Origin of the sequence: Shinella sp. G-2 (genome assembly GCF_050172695.1) — a bacterium.
GTDB lineage: Bacteria > Pseudomonadota > Alphaproteobacteria > Rhizobiales > Rhizobiaceae > Shinella.
Window position 1 is genome coordinate 33,851 of the sequence record NZ_JBBEYH010000008.1, and the last position, 19,875, is coordinate 53,725.

Consider the following 19,875-nt stretch of genomic DNA (forward strand, 5'->3'; position numbering starts at 1 on the left):
AGCACTAGGATCGATTGCGGGCGGCTCTAAAGCCGGTTACGAGACATCCCGGTAACAATGGATCAAGGCGGATGCAAACAAAACCTTTCAGGATCGGCACCCGTGGCAGCCCGCTGGCGCTCGCCCAGGCCTACGAGACCCGTTCGCGCCTGATGGCGGCGCACGGCCTGCCGGAGGATATGTTCGAGATCGTCGTGCTCTCGACGAAGGGCGACCGCATCACCGACCGTTCGCTGGCGCTGATCGGCGGCAAGGGCCTGTTCACCGAGGAGATCGAGGCGCAGCTTTCCTCGGGCGAACTCGACCTCGCCGTGCACTCCTCCAAGGACATGCCGACGAAGCTGCCGGAGGGCCTGCACCTTTCTGCCTTCCTGCCGCGCGAGGACATCCGCGACGCCTTTATCGGCCGCGCGGCAAAGCGCCTGCTCGACCTGCCGCAGGGCGCAACGGTCGGCTCTGCCTCGCTGCGCCGCCAGGCGCTCATCCGCCGCCTGCGCCCGGACCTCAACGTCATCGTCTTTCGCGGCCAGGTCGATACGCGCCTCGGCAAGCTCGCCAGCGGCGAAGCGGACGCGACCTTGCTTGCCTATGCCGGCCTGAAGCGCCTCGGCAAGCTCGACGTGCCCACGGAAATCCTTGACCCCGTCTCCTTCCCGCCCGCTCCGGCGCAGGGCGCGATCTGCATCGAGAGCCGCATCGGCGACGCCCGCATGGAAGCCCTGCTTTCCGCCATCGACGACCGGCCGACCCGCGCCGCCGTCTCCTGCGAACGCGGCTTCCTCGCGACGCTCGACGGTTCCTGTCGCACGCCCATTGCCGGCTATGCGACCGTCGAAGGCGATCACCTCACCTTCCGCGGCATGATCCTGACGCCCGACGGCAGCCAGTTCCACGAGATCGAGACGAGCGGCCCAACCGCGAAGGCCACCGTGCTTGGCGAACAGGCGGGCGAGGCGGTGCGCGCGAAGGCGGGAGCCGATTTCTTCGCCAGCTGGACCTGAGCCATGCGCGTCCTCGTGCTTCGCCCCGAGCCCGCGGCGTCCCGCACCGCGGCCACGCTCGCGGCGCGCGGGCACGAGACCGTGCTGCTGCCGCTGTCGAAGGCCGAACACGCTCTTGACGCCGTAAAGACGGCCCTTGCCGAACCCCACGCCGCTCTCGCCATCACCAGCGCGGAGGCGGCCCGCCTTCTGGGCAGGCTCGGCGATGGCCTCACGCCTCATCTTGCAACGACCGTCTTCGCCGTCGGCGAGGCCTCTGCAACGGCTGCACGCACCATCGGCTTTGCCAACGTGCTCAGCGCAAACGGCGACGGCGAAGCCCTTGCAGGATTGATCGCCGCCCATGCCGCGCGCAGGGACAAATCGGCGCAGCCCATCCTCTATCTCGCCGGCAATCCCCGAGCCGCCGGCTTCGAGACACGGCTCGCGGCGACCGGCATTGCCCTCCACATCGTCGAAGCCTACCGCATGGTGCCGCTCGCCCCGAGCCGGACGGAAACGGAAACCGCCCTGCTGCAGCCGGTGCCGGATGCCGTTCTGCTCTATTCGCGCCAGAGCGCCCACGCCTTCTTCGCCCTTCCCCCTCTCATGGAGGCGGCTCCCGGACGGTTCGACGCGATGCGCCTTCTCTGCATGAGCGCCAATGTCGCGGCTGCCGTGCCGGCGCGTTTTACGGGCCGGATCGCCGTCGCCGCCACGCCCGACGAGAACGGCCTGCTCGCGCTTCTCTAGGCTAAGCGCAGGACGCGACGGACGAAATTGCCGCAAGGGTCTTTCCCTCTCTGCCATCCCTGTCTACGTTTAAGGCACTGCACATGAACGCGAGGAGGTCGCCATGGAACCGGAAACCCCGTCCCGTCGCACGAAGGCCGGCGACGAACCCGTGACGATCGATCTGGAAGCCGTTCCGGCCTCCGCCAGCAACGAAGCCCTTGCCGCCGACGAAAAGGTCGAGGCGGAGGAATTGACGGCGGAAGCCTCCGAAGCCACGGCGTCGGAACCATCGGACGAAACCGTCGCGGAAAGAGAAGAACCCATCGCGCCTGCCCGCTCGACCTATGAGGAACCGGCAAAGGAACCGCTGCGCGCCGAAGCCCCGCCACCGCGCGCCAGCGCCGGCACGCTTGCCGCGGGCATCCTCGGCGGCCTGATCGCGCTTCTCGGCGCCGGCAGCCTGCAATATGGCGGCTACCTGCCCGCGCTCGGCCCGGACCGGGCCGGCGACAGCAACGCGGTCACGGCCCTTTCCGGCGAGATCGCGGCTTTGAAAACCCGCCTTTCCGAAGCCACCCCCGCAAACACGGTCGATCTCCAGCCGCTTGAGGCCCGCCTTGCCGCCCTCGAAAAACCGGCGGGCGGTGGCACCGCCGCCGCCGGTGCGACCCCGGAAGCCGTCAGCAAGCTGGAGGACGATGTTAGCCGGCTAACGACAGAGCTTTCCACCCTGCGCGAGGCTATCACCCGCACCACGGAGGCCGTCAGCTCCACCGAAAGCCAGTTGACCGAGCGCATCGCCGCCGCCGAGCAGAAACTCGACGAGCCGCGCAGCGATATCGAGATGGCCCGCGCCGTCGCCGCCAGCGCCCTGAAGACCGCCATCGATCGCGGCGGCTCCTATCTCGCCGAACTCGAGGCCTTCGCCAGCGTCGCGAAGGACGACCCTTCCGTCGCGGGGCTGCGCGAACATGCCGCCCTCGGCGTTTCCTCCCGCTCGGATCTGGTGCGCGATTTCCAGCCCGCGGCCGACGCGATTCTCGATGCCGTGCACCAGCCGGACGGCGATCAGGGCATCTTCAACCGCCTGATGTCCAGCGCCGCCTCGGCCATCCGCGTGCGCCCGGTCGGCAGCGTCGAAGGCGACAGCCCGGAAGCGGTGGTCGCCCGCATCGAGACCAAGTTGCAGAACGGCGATTTCAAGGGCGCGCAGATCGAGTGGCAGACCCTGCCGGAAAAAGCCCAGGCTGCAGCCTCGGACTACAAGCGCAAGCTGGACGAGCGCGTCGCCGTCGAGGATCTGATCGGTGCCGTCGTTTCCGGCGCCATGACGACCGGCACCGGCAACCAGGGCTGAGGAGAAAGACGACATGATACGCATTCTGGTCTTCGCTCTCTTCGTCCTCGCGCTTGCCGCCGGCTTCGCCTGGCTTGCCGACCGCCCCGGCGAACTCTCCATCATCTGGCAGGGCCAGCGAGCCGACATGAGCCTGATGGTGGCGGCCACGCTGATCGTTTCGCTGATAGCCGCCGTCATGCTTTCCTGGTGGCTCGTCCGCGTCATCTGGACGTCGCCGCATTCCATCCAGCGTTACTTCCGCGCCCGCAAGCGCGACCGCGGTTATCAGGCGCTCTCGACCGGCCTGATAGCCGCCGGCGCGGGCGACGCCGCCGGCGCGCGCAAGATGCTCGGCCGCACCAGGGGTCTGCTCAGCGCCGACCAGGAACCGCTCATCCATCTGCTCGAAGCACAGGCCGCGATGATCGAGGGCCGCTACGACGACGCGCGCAAGAAATTCGAACTGATGGCGGACGACCCGGAGACGCGGGAACTGGGCCTGCGCGGCCTCTATCTCGAAGCCCGCCGCCTCGGCGCCAACGAGGCCGCCCGGCAATATGCCGAACGTGCCGCCGAGAAGGCCCCGCAGCTGCCCTGGGCGACGGAGGCGGCGCTGGAATACCGCTCGCAGGCCGGCGATTGGGATGAGGCGCTGAAGCTTCTCGGCGATGGTCGCACCGGCTCGCCGGAGGAGAAGAAGGCCTATGCCCGCCGCAAGGCCGTGCTTCTTACCGCCCGCGCCGGCGCAAAGCTCGATGCCGACCCGAAGGGCGCGCGCGAGGATGCGCACCAGGCCCTGAAGCTCGACGAGACCTTCGTGCCGGCCGGCCTGATCGAGGCAAAGGCCTATCTGCGCGAAGACAACCTGCGCAAGGCGGCCTCGATTCTCGAAAAACTCTGGAAGTCGACGGCGCATGGCGATGTCGCACGCCTCTATGTCCGCGCCCGCAGCGGCGATTCGGCCACCGACCGCCTGAAACGGGCGGAAAAGCTGGAGGCTCTGCGGCCGAACAATGCCGAAGCGCTCTTTGCCGTCGCGGAAGCCGCGCTGGAAGCGCGCGATTTCCCGCTCGCCCGCGGCAAGGCGGAAGCCGCCGCGCGGCTTTCCCCGCGCGAAAGCGCCTTCCTGCTGCTGGCCGATATCGAGGATGCCGAGACCGGCGACCAGGGCCGCATCCGCCACTGGATGAACCAGGCGCTCAAGGCGCCGCGCGATCCGGCCTGGACCGCCGACGGCATCACGGCGACCGAATGGCATGCCGTCTCGCCCGCCAGCGGCCGTCTCGATGCCTTCGAGTGGAAGACGCCGGTCAGCGAATTGCAGGGCCCGGTCGAGGAAGGCTCGACTGATGCCGTCGACGAGGCTATCCGCACCCTGCCGCCGCTCGCCATCGAGACGAGGCCAGCCGCCAAGACCGATCCGATCGTGAAGGTCGAGCGCGTCGACGCGGAAAAGCCGGTCGTCGTGACCAAGGTCGCCGAACCCGTGGCCGTGAAGGAGGCCGTCGTGGAAAAGGCGAAGCTGGAACCGGCCGGCGCACAGGACGACCGCCAGGAGCGCCCGTTCTACGGTCTGCCGGACGATCCCGGCGTCAAGGAAGGCGCCGCCGCCAAGCGCGACGGCACCAGCGGTTTCAGGTTGTTCTAGAGTTTGTCAGGGAAAAGTGGGAACCGGTTTTCCCGAAAAGACAAACGAAAACAAAAGAATTTAGAGTATGTCTGGTTCAATCTGAACCAGACATACTCTAGGGTTTAAGGGTACGGGGCTTCATGTTCGAACGCTTGCAGCAGTTTCTCGCGAGCCTTTCCGGCGGCGACAAGCCCGTCTTCGCCGCCGATGACCCGCGCGTCGCCGTCATGGCGCTCTGCATCCAGGTGATGGAGGCGGACGGCAAGGTGCTGGACATCGAGAAGACGGCGCTGCGCGCCCGCTTCAAGGAGTTCTACGGCGTCGAGGAGGCCGAGCTCGATGCGCTTGTCGCCGCCGGCACCGATGCCGAAAGCGAGGCGATCGACTTCTTCCGCTTCACCTCGGAGCTGAAACGCCAGCTTTCGGAAGAACAGCGCGTCAGCCTGATCGGTCTGCTCTGGGAAATCGTCTATGCGGATGGCGAGCGCAGCGAGATGGAAGATCACGCCATCTGGCGCATCGCCGATCTGCTCGGCGTGTCCGGCCGCGAGCGCATCATGAAACGGCAGGAAGTCGCCGGACGGGTCGGCGCGGCGACGGGCCAGGAGGAGGCGGACGAAGGCTGAGCCATGCTCGATTTTCCCCGCACGTCCCGCCGCAAGCGCCCCGTCCTCGTCGTCCTGCACCAGGAGACGTCCAGTCCAGGGCGCGTTGGCCAGATCCTGCAACAGATGGGCCATGCACTGGACATCCGCCGCCCGGTCCTCGGCGATCCCCTGCCCGCAACGCTGGCGCACCATGCCGGCGCCGTCGTCTTCGGCGGTCCGATGAGCGCCAATGACGCCGAACCCTATCTACGACAGGAAATCGACTGGCTCTCGGTTCCCCTTGCCGAGGATCGCCCCTTCCTCGGCATCTGCCTCGGCGCACAGATGCTGGTGAAGAACCTCGGCGGCAGCGTTTCCGGTCACGCCGACGGCTGGACGGAAATCGGCTGGTACCCCCTGAAGGCGACCGAGGCCGGCACGGCGCTGATGGCCTGGCCCGATATGGTCTACCAGTTCCACCGGGAAGGCTTCGACCTTCCCTCGGGCGCGACGCTGCTCGCCACCGGTCACCACTATGAGAACCAGGCCTTCCGTTACGGCGACAACGCCTGGGGCATCCAGTTCCACGGCGAATTGACGCTGGCCATGATGCATCGCTGGGTCGTGCGCGGGGCGCATCGCTTCGAGCTGCCCGGCGCGCAGATCGGCCGCGCCCATCTCGACGGCCGCCTGCTGCATGATGCGGCCCTGCGGCTGTGGATGACGTCCTTCCTCGACCGTATCTTCCACGAGGCATGAGGCCTGCCCGTTAAACATGTTGCGGCGGCCACAGGCCCCCGGCCTTGCTGGCAGGGCCGGCAATGGCTACATGTCGGGGCGAAACCAATTGGAGACGTCAATGATAGCGGTCATCAACACCCTATTGTTCATTATCAGCATTGCATGGTTCCTGGTGATCGCCTCGGCGATCTTCTCCTGGCTCTATGCCTTCAACGTCATCAACGCGAACAATCAGGTGATCGCCACCATCGGCCGCTCGCTCTACCAGCTGACCGAGCCGATCTACCGCCCGATCCGCCGCGTGCTGCCGAATTTCGGCGGCGTCGACCTGTCGCCGCTCGTCGTGCTCGTCATTCTGTTCTTCCTGGAGCAGCTGATCCGCACGGTCCTCGTCCCCGCCGTCCTGTGACGGGCGCGCTCCGGCGCCATGACGATCATGTGCGCCTGACCGTGCGGCTGACGCCGAACGGCGGGCGCGACGCCATCGACGGCTGGGAAACCGGCGCCGATGGCGAAAGCCACCTGAAGGCGCGCGTCAGCGATCCACCGGACAAGGGCAAGGCGAACAAGGCGCTGATCGCGCTGATCGCCAGGGCCGCAGGGACCCCGAAATCCGCCGTCAGCCTGATCTCCGGCGATACCCAGAGAAAGAAAATCCTCCGGATCGAGGGCGACCCGGAGGATATCGTTTCAAGGCTCGAAAGCGCCGCGCGGCGCTAGAGTATTTTCAGCCGAAGCGCCCCAGCCGAAGCGCCAAAGGCGCTTACTTCTGCGCCTCGTAGCGCGCGACGGCTTCGAGGATCATCTTCTTCGCGGTGCCGACATCCTGCCAGCCGGCGATCTTCACCCACTTGCCGGGCTCCAGATCCTTGTAGTGCGAGAAGAAGTGCTCGATCTGCTTCAGTGTGATCTCGGGCAGGTCCGTATAGTTCTCGACCTTGTCGTACCGGCGCGTCAGCTTCGGCACCGGCACGGCGATGATCTTCTCATCCTTGCCGCCGTCGTCTTCCATGACGAGAACGCCGATCGGGCGCACATTGATGACGCAGCCCGGAACGAGCGGGCGCGTGTTGGCGATCAGAACGTCGATCGGGTCGCCGTCTTCCGACAGGGTGTGCGGAACGAAGCCGTAGTTGCCCGGATAGGTCATCGGCGTATAGAGGAAGCGGTCGACGACCAGCGCACCGGCTTCCTTGTCCATCTCGTACTTGATCGGATGGCCGCCGACCGGGACCTCGACAATGACGTTCACATCGTCCGGCGGGTTCTTGCCGACGGAAATCGCATCAATACGCATGGGATACTCCCTGAAGTGGAATTGGCGTCGTGTGCGGGCTTCCTAATGCGAATCCCGTTGCAGCGCAACATGACTTTCGCCGAAGCCGAATAGAGCGGGACGGTCCGCCGTCTTCAAAGGACTGGAGGACACCCATGGACCTGAAGCACATTCTTCTCGCCGCCGTCTTCGCCACAAGTCCGGCCGCAACCATGGCCACGGCTGCCCATGCCAACGAGAGCGCCTATACCGACCGCGACCTCGATGCCTGCAAGACCCTCTCCGAGGAGGAGGAAGGTCCGAGCGTCACCCTGCTATGCGCCGGCTACAAGGATCTTCCCGTCTATTTCAAGGAAGGGGACCTCAGGCAAAGCCAGGCCTACGGCCCCCTGAGCAAGACCTATATAGACAGCGCCTTCGAGACCTTCGGTCCCTTCAATCATACGGGCGCCAAGATCGAATGGCGGCTTGGCGCCAGCGGCATCCCGGTTGCGGCCATCGCACGCTGGTTCGTTGCCGACCCGGAACAGACCAATGATACGGACACGCGCTACGGTCAGGTCCTCGTCGTATCGACCGTCGCCACGACGGAGAACCCGACGAGCTGCGTCGTCGGCTATGTCGATGCGCTGGAAAACAAGGATGCCAACACGCTTGCCCGCACGGTCGCGGACGAAGAGGCTGCCGGTTTCATCTGCGGCAAGTCCAAGCCGCAATGGCACGGCAAGCGCGGCGGGCTTGCCGGCGATCCGATGCACTATCTGCCGGATGCGGTGGAATAGCCGTCAGGGCCAGACGAAGCCGACCTTCTTCAGTTCCTTCTCGCCGAAATTCTCCATGCCCTCGGCAATGTCACGTCCGCCGGCCGAGCGGAAGAACCGGTCGGCATGCTCGCTGTCTTCCAGGCACCAGACGATCAGCCCGTTGCAGCCGAGCGACTTCAGCAGCCGCCGCGCTTCGCCGAACAGCAGACGGCCAAGGCCGATGCCCTGATATTCGGGACGCAGATAGATTTCGTAGATCTCGCCTTCCTGCGGCAGGGCGCGGGCGCGGTTGAGGCCGAGCGTGGCATAGCCGGCGACGGTGCCGGCGACATCGACCACGAGAAGCGTCGCAGGGCCGCGCGTCGCCTTGCGCCACCAGGTCTCGTCCCGCCGGTCGACCATCTGATTGAGCGGCCGGTGCGGAATGAGGCCGCCATAGGCCTGCAGCCACGATACCCGATGCGTCTCGGATATCGCGCGCGCGTCCTGCGGCTCGGCGCGCCGCACATCGATCGACAGTGTCTTCATAACCGACTCTTATTCCCGCCCTGTTGCCGCCGGAATCCCGCGTCTGGCGGAAATCCCTCTCGCCCACAGGCGAGTTGGTGACGGCAACCGGAAAAGTTAACGCTTTTTTAACAAACGTCACAAGTCGTAAAACGATGGCACACACATGAAAAACCCCGGCCCTCAAATCTATGGGGGCCGGGGTCCGAATTTGTGCCGTTACGGGAATGCCGTGCTTATGCGGCGCCGGCGGCGCGCTGCTTCTCGAATCGCTTGCGATCGTTCGGGTCGAGGTACAGCTTGCGCAGGCGGATCGACTTCGGCGTCACTTCCACGAGTTCGTCGTCCTGGATCCAGGACAGCGCACGCTCGAGCGTCATCTTGATCGGCGGCGTCAGGCGGACGGCTTCGTCCTTGCCGGCGGCGCGGATGTTGGTGAGCTTCTTGCCCTTCAGCACGTTGACTTCAAGGTCGTTGTCGCGCGTGTGGATGCCGACGATCATGCCCATATAGACCTTCTCGCCTGCATCGATGACCATCGGGCCGCGATCTTCGAGGTTGAAGAGCGCGTAGGCGACGGCTTCACCGGCTTCGTTGGAGAGCAGCACGCCGTTGACGCGGCCGCCGATCTCGCCCTTGTAGGGCTGGTAGTCGTGGAACAGGCGGTTCATGATCGCCGTGCCGCGCGTATCCGTCAGCAGTTCCGACTGGTAGCCGATGAGGCCGCGGGTCGGGGCGAAGAACACGAGACGGACGCGGTTGCCGCCCGACGGACGCAGCTCGACCATCTCGGCCTTGCGCTCGGACATCTTCTGCACGACGACGCCGGAATGCTCTTCATCGACGTCGATGACGACTTCCTCGATCGGCTCGAGAAGCTGGCCGCTCTCGTCCTTGTGCATGACGACGCGCGGACGCGAAACGGCAAGCTCGAAGCCTTCGCGGCGCATGGTCTCGATGAGAACGGCGAGCTGCAATTCGCCGCGACCGGAAACGAAGAACGAGTCCTTGTCGCCCGATTCCTCGATCTTGAGCGCGACGTTGCCTTCGGCTTCCTTGAACAGGCGGTCACGGATGACGCGGCTCGTGACCTTGTCGCCCTCGGTGCCGGCGAGCGGCGAGTCGTTGACGATGAAGGACATGGTGACGGTCGGCGGGTCGATCGGCTGGGCCTTCAGGGCTTCGGAGACCGACGGGTCGCAGAACGTATCGGCGACGGTGCCCTTGGTGAGGCCGGCGATGGCGACGATGTCACCCGCATGGGCCTCTTCGATTGCCGTGCGCTCGATGCCGCGGAAGGCGAGGATCTTCGAGATGCGGCCGTTTTCGATCAGCTGACCGTCCTGGCCGATGACCTTGACGCTCTGGTTCGGCTTGATCGAGCCGGAATGGATGCGGCCGGTGATGATGCGGCCGAGGAAGGGGTTGGCTTCCAGGATGGTGCCGATCATGCGGAACGGGCCTTCGGCAACCTTCGGCTCCGGAACGTGCTTGAGCACGAGGTCGAGCAGCGGCGCCATGCCCTCGTCCTGCGGGCCCTCGGGGTTGACGTTCATCCAGCCGTTGCGGCCCGAACCGTAGAGGATCGGGAAGTCGAGCTGCTCGTCGGTGGCGTCGAGATTGGCGAACAGGTCGAAGACCTCGTTCAGCACTTCCTCGTGACGGCCGTCCGGACGGTCGATCTTGTTGATGGCGACGATGGGCTTCAGGCCGACCTTGAGAGCCTTGCCGACCACGAACTTGGTCTGCGGCATCGGGCCTTCCGAGCTGTCGACGAGAACGATCGCGCCGTCCACCATCGAGAGGATGCGCTCCACTTCGCCGCCGAAGTCGGCGTGGCCGGGCGTGTCGACGATGTTGATGCGAACGCCCTTCCATTCGACCGAGGTGGCCTTGGCGAGAATGGTGATGCCGCGCTCTTTTTCGATGTCGTTCGAGTCCATGACGCGTTCGGCGACGCGCTGGTTTTCACGGAACGAGCCGGACTGCTTCAGAAGCTCGTCGACGAGCGTGGTCTTGCCATGGTCGACGTGCGCGATGATCGCGATATTGCGAATGGACATTGTGTAATCTCTGAGGTTCGGGGCGCGCGATGAAGGAGGGCGCCGTCTTCAATGGCCGGGCTCATACATGTTTTTCCGCAAATGCGAAAGGGGCGGGCCGCAACTCTGTTGCCCGCCCGGCGCACGGCAGCCCTTCACGACGTGCGGACGGGCGGTAGCGTGACGCGCCAGAGTTCCTGGTCCTCCCGGTCCATCAGCCGCACGGTCATCTCTTCGCTGGCGCCGTGGATGTCGACGAGGCCGAAGAACTGCAGGCCGGCCGAAGGCGGCAGATTGCTGTCGATGCCGCCCGCAGCAGCCTTGATGAAGCGCACCTCCGGCCCGAAGGTCGTGTCGAGCGGCTTCGGCCCGTAGGTGCCGCAATGGAGCGGTCCAGAGACGAACTCCCAGAATGGATTGAAATCCTTGAATTTCGCCCGCGACGGATCGTAGTGATGCGCTGCCGTGTAATGCACGTCCGCCGTCAGCCAGACGACATTGTGGATGGCATTGTCGCGCAGGAAGGTGAGAAGATCGGCGATCTCGCGCTCGCGTGCCGCCGGCGGACCGTTCAGCCCGTCCGCCACGCCCTCATAGCCGAGACTGTTGGCATGATCGTCCCAGATGACGAGGCCGAGCGGCATGTCGCAGGCAATCACTTTCCAGACGGCACGGGAGGCGGCCAGCTCCCGCCTAAGCCAGTCCGCCTGCCGCCAGCCGAAAAGACCGTTTTCCGTACCGCCCTTGTTCGGGCTGCGATAGGAGCGCAGGTCCACGAAGAAGACGTCGAGCAGCGGCCCGTAGGCAACCTTGCGGAAGATGCGGCCGGGCTCGGTGGGGAAATAGCGGATCGGCGTCATCTCGTGGAAGGCGCGGCGCGCGCGGGCCTCGTAGACGCCGATGTCCTTTTCCGGATATCGCCGGTCGCCAGAGAGGTCGCTCGATTCCGACCAGTTGTTCAGCACTTCGTGGTCGTCCCACTGGAAGAAGGTGGGGCACTGGCTGTTGAAGGCGAGCAGGTGATCGTCGAGGAGATTGTATTTCCACTGACCGCGGAATTCCGTGAGCGTGCGCGCCACGTCGCGCTTCTCGTCCGTGACGATGCGGTTCTTCCAGACGCCGCCGTCGCGCAGCTTTATCTCGTCCGGGATCGGCCCGTCCGCATAGACCGTGTCGCCGGAATGGATGAAGAAATCCGGCTCGTGGCGCAGCATGGTCGAATAGGTCTTCATGCCGACATCGTCGATGCCCCAGCCCTGCCCCGCGGTATCGCCGGACCAGACGAAACGCACCGAACGATTGCGCATCGGCGCGGTGCGGAAGCGGCCGACGATGGGCTCGGAAACGAGGTGGCTGGAATAGGGATCGTTCGCGGTGAAACGATAGAAGATGTCCTGGTCCGGCAGCAGCCCCTGCAGCATCGCCTTGACCGTGTTGTCGGACGCCATGGTCGCGGCCTGCAGCGGCAGGCGCGCCGCCTCGGAGAAGCTTTCCGTCGTCGAATATTCGAGCGTCACCTCTGCCGGACGGTCGGTGCGCGCCCAGACCATGCCCGAAGAACAATCGACATCGCCGGACTGTACGCCATGGGAAAAGGCCGGGCTGCCATGGCGCCGCGCATAATAGGGCACCGCCAGCGCCGAGGACGCCGCGAGCACCCCCGCTCCGCCGGCCAGAAGAAACGAGCGCCGCGTAAGCGTCTCGGGAACCATCGCCATGCCACCTCCGGCCAAGCCCGCGAATCGACGGCCAGACCTTTCCGTACCGGCATGTCAGTCCGGTAACGGCGGGATGACGTTTCCCCGAAAGTTCGGTGACGGGACGATGACGGCCCTATTCGGCCGGCTCCGTGGCAAGCTGCGCATCGCGCGTGCAAATCGCGCGGTACCAGACGTAGGACAGGATCGCCATCAGGCCCATGCAGGGGATGATGGTGCCGAAGGCGAAGAGCGGAAGCCCGATGGCGGCCGCGAGAAGGCCGGCGAGGAAACCGGCGCCCATCTGGATGAAGCCCATGGCGGCGGATGTCGAGCCGGCGATATGCGGGAAGGGCTCCATGGCGGCCGTCATCATATAGGGCATGACGAAGGCGATGCCGAAGGCATAGAGGCCGACCGGCCCCATGACGCTGAGGAAGGTCGGCTCCAGAAGATGCGAGCAGAGCGCGATCAGGACGCTGCCGAGGCCGATGAAGCAGAGACCGGGAAGCACGATCCGCGCCGGCGCCATCCTGCGCATCAGTAGCCGCACGACGACGGTGCCGGCGAAGAAGAAACCCGACTGCATGAGCATGCCGACGCCGAACTGGGTCGGCGTGAGGCCCACCCGGTCGATCAGCACGAAGGGCAGCATGGTTGCCTGCCCGTAGAGCGCGCCGACCGCGCCTGCCATGACCAGCGTGGCGGAGACGAAACGGGCGCTGCCGGCCAGTTCGCCATAGCCGCGCAGGATGGGCCCGATGCGGCCCTTGGCCGGATCGGGCGTGGTGGTTTCCACCATGAAGAAATAGACCGCGCCACAGGCCGAAAGCGCAAAGCCGACCATCAGGAAGAAGATCGACTGCCAGCCGAACAGGCCGAGCGCAAAACCGCCGAGCGTCGGGGAGACGGCCGGCCCGATGGCGAGCATCATGCCGACCATGTTCATGATGCGGGCGGCTTCCGTGCCGGTGAACTGGTCGCGCACGATGGCGCGCGAGACCGTCATGCCGACGGAGGCGCCGATTCCCTGAACGAGACGGCCGAGCAGCAGCACGCCGACCGTAGGGGCGAAGGCGGCCATAAGGCTGCCGGCAAGATAGACCGTCATGAAGATCAGCGTCGTCTTCCGCCGGCCGAGCACATCCGACATCGTGCCGGAGACGAGCTGGGAGAGGGCGAAGCCCGCGAAGTAGAGCGAGAGCGTCAGCTTGATCGCCGATTCCGTGGAGGAAAAGGCATGCACCAGCTGGGGCATGGCGGGCGTGTAGAGCGCCATCGACACGGGGCCGAGCGCAACGAGGAACGCGCTGATGATGCTGGTGCGGCGCTCGCTCATGCGCGCCCGCGTCATCGGCTGGCTCCCCGGGCGAGCGAAAGCGCGGTGCCGTCTTCCTCGATGGCGCAAAGATTGGCCCGCAGGTGCTTCAGCTGGCCCCGCATCACCTCCAGGTCCGTTTCGCCGAGGCCGCTCGTGACATGCTGCATCAGTTCGATCTGCTCGAAGCGGATGCTGGCGATGAGCTCGTTTGCCGCCTGCGTCGTGAAGATCAGCTTGGCGCGACGGTCGGCCGGGTCCGGGCGGCGCTCGATGAGCCCGAGGCTCTGCAGGCGGTCGAGATAGGTGGACAGCGTCATCGGCTCGATGCCCATGCGCTGGGCGATGTCGAGCTGGCGGCTGCCTTCCAGCGTGGCGATGCGCACGAGCGTGCGCGCCTCCCCCGGCGTAAGGCCGAGACCGGCGGTGGCGATGCGGCGCTCGAAGGCGCTACGCAGCATGCGGGCAACGTCGATAAGGACGAAACCGAGGGCGTCGGGATCGGGTCGAAGGGGCATGATCGCTTTCTGGCTTGATTGTAAGTTTAACTTACTTTGCGCAGGGAGAATGGGCAACTGCCGAGCTGCGGCCACAATGCATGGCTGACCTGCGAAAGAGCAATTTCGCAGCCGCCCCACCTTGACGAATGGCGCCGTAAAGGCTGGAATACCTTGAGATTCAAGGGGAAATTCCGATGACCGGTTCCATGCTATTCGGCGCTTTCATGGCTGCCCTGCTCTACGTGCTCATCCCCGGCCCCGCCTTCCTCGCCCTGCTCGGAATCGGAGCCGGACAGGGGCGCAAGGCGGGCGCGCTGTTCATGGGCGGGCATCTTGCCGGCGATCTCGTCTGGTCGACCCTGGCGCTCGTCGCCATCGTCGGCGCCAAGACCATCGGCACCTTCGTCTTCGACGTGCTCGGTCTGCTCTGCGGCTTCTATCTCGCCTGGATCGGCTGGTCGGCCCTGCGCGCGAAACCGCGGCAGGATGGCGGCGCGGTCATGACGGTGGAACGGCCGCTGCGCCGCGGCCTCGTCTTCGGCCTCACCAACCCGAAGGGCTATCCCGTGGCGCTCGCCACCTTCACGGCTCTGCTGGCGGGCTCGTCCAATGCGCTCGATTTCGATGCGCTGCCGGCGCTCCTCGGCGTGTCCTTCCTTGGCTTCCTGATGGCCGACGTGATCCTGATCGGCATCATCGGCGCGGCGCTGGTGCGCAAGTTCTACCGCCGCCACGAGCTGACCATCGTGCGCATGTCCGGCCTGCTCTTCATGGGCTTTGCGGTACAGGCCGTCTGGCATGCCGCGCCCGGCCTTCTCGGCTGGCGCAAGCCCTAAGAACCATCGCCCTGAAGGTCATGCAGGGGTCGGCAAAGGACGGTCGATCCTAGCCGTTCGCGGCCGGGAAGCGGATGACCACGCGCAGCCCCCGGCCGCCCGCACCGCTCTCCAGCGTCATCGACGCCTCGAACAGGCTGGCGATTTCCTCGACGATGGGCAGGCCGAGACCCATGCCCGGCGCATCGCGATGCTCGCCGCGGGAAAACCGCTGGCGCACGAGGCCGCGGCGTTCGGGCGGAATGCCGGGACCATTGTCCTCGACGGTGAGCTGCACCGCCTCCGCCATCGCCCGCACGCTGACCGTCACCTCCGCGCCGCGACCGGCATAGGCGAGGGCATTTTCCAGAAGGTTGCGCAGGAGCTCGCCGAAGAGCAGCGGTTCGGCACGGGCAAGCGCCGGCCCTTCGCCCTCGTAGCCGAGATCGATGCCCACCTCGGCGGCGGCCGGCACGCGGTCGGCGGTCAATTGCTGGGCGAGCGCGGCGATGTCGATGGGCGCCGGCTTCTGCGGTTCGTCGGATCCGGCCGCATCGATCTTCGCCATCAGCAGAAGCTGGGCGAGGATGCGTTCGGCATGGGCGACGGCGGCGTCGCCCTTGCGCGCGGCCTCCTGCGCCTCCTCCAGCGTGCCGGCGCGGCTGGCCAGCGCCAGTTGCGTGCGGATGATAGCGAGCGGCGTGCGCAACTGGTGGCTGGCATTGCCGGAAAAATGCCGAAGCGCGTCGAGCGCCGCCTGCAGGCGCACCATGAAGGAGTTGACCGTATCGACAAGCCCCTGCACCTCGCTCGGCGCCTGCTGCTCGATCGGGTGCAGGTCCTTCGGGTTGCGCTCGGCGATGGCGTCGCCGAGCCGGTAGAGCGGGCGGAGCGACACGGTGACGGCAATCCACACGATGAGGGCCGCGCCCGCGATCATCATGGCAAGGCGTAGCGCCGAACGCAGCAGGATCGTCTGCGCGAGCTGGCGGCGGGCGATGGTGGTCTCGGCCACCGTCACCGCGAAGGGCACGGAATTGATGCCCGTGGAGGCCGAACGTTGCAGCACGGCGATGCGGATGCGCTCGCCCCGGAAGGTGGCGTCGTCGAAACCGATCGACTGGCCCTTCATGTCGGCGATGGTTGGCAGGGTCTGGTAGCCGGTGATGAAGCGTCCGGGCGGGCCGTCGACGCGGTAGAAGACCCGGTCCTGCGCCGCCGAGGTCAGCATTTCCAGCGCGACATAGGGAATGTCGACCTCCAGCGTGCCATTCTCCGTCACGACGACGCGCTCGGCAATTGCCAGCGCCGAACCCGCCAGCACGCGGTCGGAAACCGCATTCGCCGTCTTCACCGCCTCGTTATAGGTATCGATGAGCGCGACGACCCCGATGACCGCCGTCGAGACGAGCAGCCAGAGAAGGAGCCGCCGGCGGAGCGAGGAGGCCGGGAGCATCATCAGGCGGCCGGCGCCTTGTCGAGATAATAACCGATGCCGCGGGCGGTGCGCACGGTCAGGCCATGCGGGGCGAGCCGTTTCCTGAGCCGACTAACATATTGCTCGATGGCATTGGCAGAGAGATCGTCGTCGAAGGCGGCGAGCGACTGCATGATCGCTTCCTTGGCCACCACCTTGCCCGCCCGCATGAAGAGGATTTCGAGGAGGCCGAGTTCGCGGGCCGGAATGTCGAGCGGCGCGCCCTCGGCGGAAAAGGTGCGCGAATTCAGATCGAGCGCGACGCCGCCGAAGGTGATGGCCGAGGAGCGCAGGCCTGCCTGCCGGCGCAGCAGCATGCGCACGCGCGCCTCGAACTCCGAGATATCGAAGGGCTTGATCATGTAGTCGTCGGCGCCGAGATCGAGGCCGCGCACCCGCTCGTCCGGCGCCCCACGCGCCGTCAGGATCAGCACGGCCGCCTTGCTCTGGCGCGCCCGCATGGCGCGCAAGACGTCGAGCCCGTCCATTTCGGGCAGCGTCAGGTCGAGAATGACGAGGTCGAAGTTTTCCGAAGCGATGGCGGCATCGGCGGACGTGCCGTCGCGCACGACATCCACCGCATGGCCGGTGCCCTTCAGGATCGCGAACAGGCCGTCCGCGAGGGCCTCATTGTCCTCCACCAGTAGAATGCGCACGTCTTCGTCCTCCCTGCCCGAACTTAGCGGCGGGCGGCGGACTTGTGAACGGGCTCGCGCTTTGGCAAGGTCCTCCCATGCGTCTTGTCCTCATTCTTCTTGCGCTTCTTGCAGCGCCCCTCCCCGCGCTTGCCGATGCCACCGTCTTCCCGGCACGCGACGGCAATGCGGATGCGCCCGTTCTCGTCGTCTATTCCTCGCTCGACGAGCCGCTCGCCCGGCCGATGATCGAGGGCTTCCAGGCGGCCAATCCCGATATCGCCGTGCGTTATGACGAGATGCTGACCGGCGAAGTGTACGATCGCATCGTGCGGGAGACGGATGCGGGCGAAAAGACGGCCGACTTCGCCTTCTCCTCGGCGATGGACCTGCAGGTGAAACTCAGCAACGACGGCTATGCCCAGCGCAGCGACCTGCCGATGAGCGACCGCTGGCCGGCCTGGGCCAACTGGCGCAATACCGCCTATGCCCTCACCTTCGAGCCCGCCGTCTTCGTCTATCACAAGCCGAGCTTCAAGGACGGCAAGCCGCCCGCCTCGCGGGCGGAGTTCGTCGCCTACCTGAAGAAAGAGGGCGAGAAGGTCTACGGTCGCATCGGCACCTACGATATCGAACGCTCCGGCGTCGGCTTCCTCTTCATGGCGCGCGACCAGGAGCAGTTCGGCGATATCTGGACGGTGATCCAGGCCATGGGGGCGGCCGGCGTGAAGCTCTATTCGACGAGCTCGGCGATTCTCGAGCGCGTCGCCGACGGGCGCTTCGTGCTCGGCTACAACATTCTCGGCTCCTATGCCGCCGACTGGGCCTCGCGCCATCCCGATGTCGGCATCGTGCTGCCGAAAGACTATACGGTGGTCATGTCGCGCATCGGCCTCGTGCCGCAGGCCGCCGCCTCGCCGGAACTCGGCCGGCGTTACCTTGCCTTCTTCATGTCGAAGGAGGGACAGGAAATCCTGTCGCGCGAATTGCAGATCGCCGCCGTCAGCCCGGATGTCTCCGGGTCCAACACCGCCCGCACCATGAGCGCCCTGCTCGGCGCGCAATTGAAGCCCGTACCCGTCAGCCCCGGCCTCATGGTCTATCTCGACCAGGTCAAGCGCGCCCGGCTGATTGCCCGGTGGAACGAGGTCTTGCGCACGCAGTAGCACCCATGACGCTCGACAATGCGGGTTCATGCGCTACCATGTCAGGTAGATGTCAGCTTCTTGTGGTGGCTTGAGGGTCTTCGATGTCCGTGGAGGCGGACGGAAGACCGGGAGGAGAATTCAGCCGCATTGCGCCCGCGAACGAACATTCGCGCCGCCACGGCCGCCTATCCTCTCGCCAAAAGCAACAACGCGCGAAAACCGCGCCTGACGGAGGATAGACTCTTGAAACATTTCTTCCTGGCAACCCTCATCGCCGGCGCTATGGCGCTTCCGGCCCTTGCCGCCGATTACTCGATCATGGCGCCGGCCGGTCCCGGCGGCGGCTGGGACCAGACGGCCCGCTCGCTGCAGACGGTTCTGCAGGATGAGAAGATTTCCGGCAGCGTGCAGGTGGTGAACGTTCCGGGCGCTGGCGGCACGATCGGCCTTGCCCAGTTCGCCAGCCAGAACAGCGGCAACCCGAACGCCCTCATCGTCGGCGGCTACGTTATGGTCGGCGCGATCCTGACGAACCAGTCGCCGGTTTCGCTGAAGGACGTGACGCCGATCGCCCGCCTGACGGGCGAATACGAGGCAATCGTCGTTCCCGCCGCCTCGCCGATCCAGAACATGCAGGACCTCGTGACGGCGCTGAAGGCCGATCCGGGCGCGGTTTCCTGGGCTGGCGGCTCGGCCGGCGGCACGGACCACATCACGGCGGGCCTGATCGCCAAGGCGGCCGGCGTCGATCCGACCAAGATCAACTACATCGCCTATTCCGGCGGTGGTGAAGCGCTTGCCGCCATCCTCGGCAACCAGGTCACGGCCGGCATTTCCGGCTATGGCGAGTTCGAAGGCCAGGTCAAGGCCGGCACGCTGCGCCTGATCGCCATCTCCAGCGCCGAGCGCATCGAAGGCATCGACGCCCCGACCATCAAGGAAGGCGGCCTCGACGTCGTCGTCGAAAACTGGCGCATGGTCGCCGCGGCCCCCGGCCTTTCGGCCGAGCAGGTAACGGTCATCAATGCCGATATCGAAAAGGTCGTGAACTCTGCCGCCTGGAAGGACATCCTGAAGACCAAGGGCTGGCAGAACACCTACCTCGCCGGCGATGCCTTCAAGGCGCAGCTCGACAAGGATATCGCCGCCACCGAAAGCATCCTCAAGGACATCGGGCTCGTCAAATGAGCGAGGTCCCGTCCTCTCGTGGAAAGCGCCGCCCTGACCGGGCGGCGCTGGTTATCGCACCGGCCCTCATCCTTGCTGCGGGCGTGATCTGGTGGGATGTCGCCCGCCTCACCGCCGTCAGCAACGTCGCCCCGATCGGTCCGGCCACGGTGCCGCACTGGATCGCGATCGGCCTCGTCATTCTCGGCATCTGGACCGGCTTCGAAGCCTGGCGCGGCGATTTTCCGGCGCGCGAATCCATCGCCCGGTTCCCGGTCATCTGTCTTGTCGCCGGCCTTGCCGCGCAGATGCTGCTCTTGAAGCCTGCCGGTTTCTCCATCGCGACTGGGATGCTCTTCGCCCTCACCGCCTGCGGTTTCGGGCGGCGCAAGCTCTGGGCGACCATTCCCGTGGGCATCGTCCTGTCCTTCATCGTCTGGATGATCTTTGCCAAGCTCTTGCAGCTGTCCCTGCCTGCCGGGCCGCTCGAACGACTGTTTTTCTAGGAAGGGCGGCA

The 19,875-nt window shown here is 65.9% G+C and carries 21 protein-coding genes; 13 read left to right on the plus strand and 8 right to left on the minus strand.

Annotated features, from left to right (window positions below; genetic code table 11):
* The first annotated feature begins 71 nt into the window (after window positions 1-71).
* The 8 genes from hemC to V8U06_RS14995 all read left to right on the plus strand — a co-directional run bounded on the left by hemC (window position 72) and on the right by V8U06_RS14995 (window position 6,732).
* Window positions 72-1,001: a hydroxymethylbilane synthase gene (hemC, locus tag V8U06_RS14960; RefSeq protein WP_427141332.1), complete on the plus strand. Its 930-nt coding sequence runs from the start codon at window positions 72-74 to the stop codon at window positions 999-1,001.
* Window positions 1,002-1,004: 3 nt separating this feature from the next.
* On the plus strand, window positions 1,005-1,733 hold the full coding sequence (locus tag V8U06_RS14965) for a uroporphyrinogen-III synthase (RefSeq protein ID WP_427141333.1): 729 nt from the start codon (window positions 1,005-1,007) through the stop codon (window positions 1,731-1,733).
* Window positions 1,734-1,836: 103 nt separating this feature from the next.
* Complete coding sequence (locus tag V8U06_RS14970; protein WP_427141334.1) at window positions 1,837-3,072, plus strand: COG4223 family protein; 1,236 nt, start codon at window positions 1,837-1,839, stop codon at window positions 3,070-3,072.
* A gap of 13 nt (window positions 3,073-3,085) precedes the next feature.
* Window positions 3,086-4,702, plus strand: a complete 1,617-nt coding sequence (locus tag V8U06_RS14975; protein ID WP_427141335.1) for a heme biosynthesis protein HemY — start codon at window positions 3,086-3,088, stop codon at window positions 4,700-4,702.
* A 122-nt stretch (window positions 4,703-4,824) separates the two neighbouring features.
* On the plus strand, window positions 4,825-5,310 hold the full coding sequence (locus V8U06_RS14980) for a TerB family tellurite resistance protein (RefSeq protein ID WP_427141336.1): 486 nt from the start codon (window positions 4,825-4,827) through the stop codon (window positions 5,308-5,310).
* A gap of 3 nt (window positions 5,311-5,313) precedes the next feature.
* Window positions 5,314-6,030: a glutamine amidotransferase gene (locus V8U06_RS14985; RefSeq protein WP_427141337.1), complete on the plus strand. Its 717-nt coding sequence runs from the start codon at window positions 5,314-5,316 to the stop codon at window positions 6,028-6,030.
* Between the two features lie 100 nt (window positions 6,031-6,130).
* On the plus strand, window positions 6,131-6,421 hold the full coding sequence (locus V8U06_RS14990) for a YggT family protein (protein ID WP_226917498.1): 291 nt from the start codon (window positions 6,131-6,133) through the stop codon (window positions 6,419-6,421).
* Complete coding sequence (locus V8U06_RS14995; protein WP_427141338.1) at window positions 6,418-6,732, plus strand: DUF167 family protein; 315 nt, start codon at window positions 6,418-6,420, stop codon at window positions 6,730-6,732. The genes V8U06_RS14990 and V8U06_RS14995 overlap by 4 nt, the downstream gene beginning before the upstream one ends.
* A 43-nt stretch (window positions 6,733-6,775) precedes the next feature.
* Here the strand turns inward: V8U06_RS14995 and ppa are convergent, their stop codons facing one another.
* Window positions 6,776-7,309, minus strand: coding sequence for an inorganic diphosphatase (ppa, locus tag V8U06_RS15000; protein WP_226917497.1), 534 nt, complete (start codon window positions 7,307-7,309; stop codon window positions 6,776-6,778).
* Between the two features lie 134 nt (window positions 7,310-7,443).
* On the opposite strand from ppa, the gene V8U06_RS15005 reads away from it, so the two are divergent.
* The gene (locus tag V8U06_RS15005; RefSeq protein WP_427141339.1) at window positions 7,444-8,070 is read left to right on the plus strand and encodes a hypothetical protein; all 627 of its coding nucleotides are present in this window, start codon (window positions 7,444-7,446) and stop codon (window positions 8,068-8,070) included.
* 3 nt (window positions 8,071-8,073) lie between these two features.
* Here the strand turns inward: V8U06_RS15005 and V8U06_RS15010 are convergent, their stop codons facing one another.
* The 5 genes from V8U06_RS15010 to V8U06_RS15030 form a co-directional block, all read right to left on the minus strand.
* Complete coding sequence (locus tag V8U06_RS15010; RefSeq protein ID WP_427141340.1) at window positions 8,074-8,580, minus strand: N-acetyltransferase family protein; 507 nt, start codon at window positions 8,578-8,580, stop codon at window positions 8,074-8,076.
* Window positions 8,581-8,795: 215 nt separating this feature from the next.
* A complete protein-coding gene (gene typA, locus V8U06_RS15015; protein WP_427141341.1) occupies window positions 8,796-10,622 on the minus strand; it encodes a translational GTPase TypA in 1,827 nt (608 codons plus the stop codon).
* A gap of 134 nt (window positions 10,623-10,756) precedes the next feature.
* Window positions 10,757-12,319 carry an alkaline phosphatase D family protein gene (locus tag V8U06_RS15020; protein WP_427141342.1) on the minus strand — a complete coding sequence of 521 codons (1,563 nt, stop codon included), beginning with the start codon at window positions 12,317-12,319 and terminating at the stop codon, window positions 10,757-10,759.
* Window positions 12,320-12,434: 115 nt separating this feature from the next.
* Entirely contained in the window at window positions 12,435-13,652 is a 1,218-nt protein-coding gene (locus V8U06_RS15025; protein WP_427141343.1) for a multidrug effflux MFS transporter, read from the minus strand.
* On the minus strand, window positions 13,649-14,134 hold the full coding sequence (locus V8U06_RS15030) for a MarR family winged helix-turn-helix transcriptional regulator (RefSeq protein ID WP_427141344.1): 486 nt from the start codon (window positions 14,132-14,134) through the stop codon (window positions 13,649-13,651). The genes V8U06_RS15025 and V8U06_RS15030 overlap by 4 nt, the downstream gene beginning before the upstream one ends.
* 176 nt (window positions 14,135-14,310) lie before the next feature.
* Here V8U06_RS15030 and V8U06_RS15035 point away from each other — a divergent pair, with 176 nt between their 5' ends.
* Window positions 14,311-14,952, plus strand: coding sequence for a LysE family translocator (locus tag V8U06_RS15035; protein ID WP_226917490.1), 642 nt, complete (start codon window positions 14,311-14,313; stop codon window positions 14,950-14,952).
* Window positions 14,953-15,001: 49 nt separating this feature from the next.
* Here the strand turns inward: V8U06_RS15035 and V8U06_RS15040 are convergent, their stop codons facing one another.
* Both V8U06_RS15040 and V8U06_RS15045 read right to left on the minus strand, forming a co-directional pair.
* Window positions 15,002-16,387 carry a sensor histidine kinase gene (locus tag V8U06_RS15040; RefSeq protein WP_427141453.1) on the minus strand — a complete coding sequence of 462 codons (1,386 nt, stop codon included), beginning with the start codon at window positions 16,385-16,387 and terminating at the stop codon, window positions 15,002-15,004.
* 2 nt (window positions 16,388-16,389) lie between these two features.
* On the minus strand, window positions 16,390-17,064 hold the full coding sequence (locus V8U06_RS15045) for a response regulator (RefSeq protein WP_226917488.1): 675 nt from the start codon (window positions 17,062-17,064) through the stop codon (window positions 16,390-16,392).
* Window positions 17,065-17,141: 77 nt separating this feature from the next.
* Here V8U06_RS15045 and V8U06_RS15050 point away from each other — a divergent pair, with 77 nt between their 5' ends.
* From V8U06_RS15050 to V8U06_RS15060, 3 genes are all read left to right on the plus strand, one after another.
* The gene (locus V8U06_RS15050; protein ID WP_427141345.1) at window positions 17,142-18,209 is read left to right on the plus strand and encodes an ABC transporter substrate-binding protein; all 1,068 of its coding nucleotides are present in this window, start codon (window positions 17,142-17,144) and stop codon (window positions 18,207-18,209) included.
* Between the two features lie 225 nt (window positions 18,210-18,434).
* Window positions 18,435-19,379, plus strand: coding sequence for a Bug family tripartite tricarboxylate transporter substrate binding protein (locus V8U06_RS15055; protein WP_427141346.1), 945 nt, complete (start codon window positions 18,435-18,437; stop codon window positions 19,377-19,379).
* The gene (locus V8U06_RS15060; protein WP_427141347.1) at window positions 19,376-19,864 is read left to right on the plus strand and encodes a tripartite tricarboxylate transporter TctB family protein; all 489 of its coding nucleotides are present in this window, start codon (window positions 19,376-19,378) and stop codon (window positions 19,862-19,864) included. Before V8U06_RS15055 ends, V8U06_RS15060 begins: the two co-directional genes overlap by 4 nt.
* Window positions 19,865-19,875 lie beyond the last annotated feature (11 nt).

Coding starts and splice junctions, on each gene's coding strand:
- hemC (WP_427141332.1), top strand. CDS start 72: ATGCAAACAAAACCTTTCAGGATCGGCACCCGTGGCAGCCCGCTGGCG.
- V8U06_RS14965 (WP_427141333.1), top strand. CDS start 1,005: ATGCGCGTCCTCGTGCTTCGCCCCGAGCCCGCGGCGTCCCGCACCGCG.
- V8U06_RS14970 (WP_427141334.1), top strand. CDS start 1,837: ATGGAACCGGAAACCCCGTCCCGTCGCACGAAGGCCGGCGACGAACCC.
- V8U06_RS14975 (WP_427141335.1), top strand. CDS start 3,086: ATGATACGCATTCTGGTCTTCGCTCTCTTCGTCCTCGCGCTTGCCGCC.
- V8U06_RS14980 (WP_427141336.1), top strand. CDS start 4,825: ATGTTCGAACGCTTGCAGCAGTTTCTCGCGAGCCTTTCCGGCGGCGAC.
- V8U06_RS14985 (WP_427141337.1), top strand. CDS start 5,314: ATGCTCGATTTTCCCCGCACGTCCCGCCGCAAGCGCCCCGTCCTCGTC.
- V8U06_RS14990 (WP_226917498.1), top strand. CDS start 6,131: ATGATAGCGGTCATCAACACCCTATTGTTCATTATCAGCATTGCATGG.
- ppa (WP_226917497.1), bottom strand. CDS start 7,309: ATGCGTATTGATGCGATTTCCGTCGGCAAGAACCCGCCGGACGATGTG.
- V8U06_RS15005 (WP_427141339.1), top strand. CDS start 7,444: ATGGACCTGAAGCACATTCTTCTCGCCGCCGTCTTCGCCACAAGTCCG.
- V8U06_RS15010 (WP_427141340.1), bottom strand. CDS start 8,580: ATGAAGACACTGTCGATCGATGTGCGGCGCGCCGAGCCGCAGGACGCG.
- typA (WP_427141341.1), bottom strand. CDS start 10,622: ATGTCCATTCGCAATATCGCGATCATCGCGCACGTCGACCATGGCAAG.
- V8U06_RS15020 (WP_427141342.1), bottom strand. CDS start 12,319: ATGGCGATGGTTCCCGAGACGCTTACGCGGCGCTCGTTTCTTCTGGCC.
- V8U06_RS15025 (WP_427141343.1), bottom strand. CDS start 13,652: ATGACGCGGGCGCGCATGAGCGAGCGCCGCACCAGCATCATCAGCGCG.
- V8U06_RS15030 (WP_427141344.1), bottom strand. CDS start 14,134: ATGCCCCTTCGACCCGATCCCGACGCCCTCGGTTTCGTCCTTATCGAC.
- V8U06_RS15035 (WP_226917490.1), top strand. CDS start 14,311: ATGACCGGTTCCATGCTATTCGGCGCTTTCATGGCTGCCCTGCTCTAC.
- V8U06_RS15040 (WP_427141453.1), bottom strand. CDS start 16,387: ATGCTCCCGGCCTCCTCGCTCCGCCGGCGGCTCCTTCTCTGGCTGCTC.
- V8U06_RS15050 (WP_427141345.1), top strand. CDS start 17,142: ATGCGTCTTGTCCTCATTCTTCTTGCGCTTCTTGCAGCGCCCCTCCCC.
- V8U06_RS15060 (WP_427141347.1), top strand. CDS start 19,376: ATGAGCGAGGTCCCGTCCTCTCGTGGAAAGCGCCGCCCTGACCGGGCG.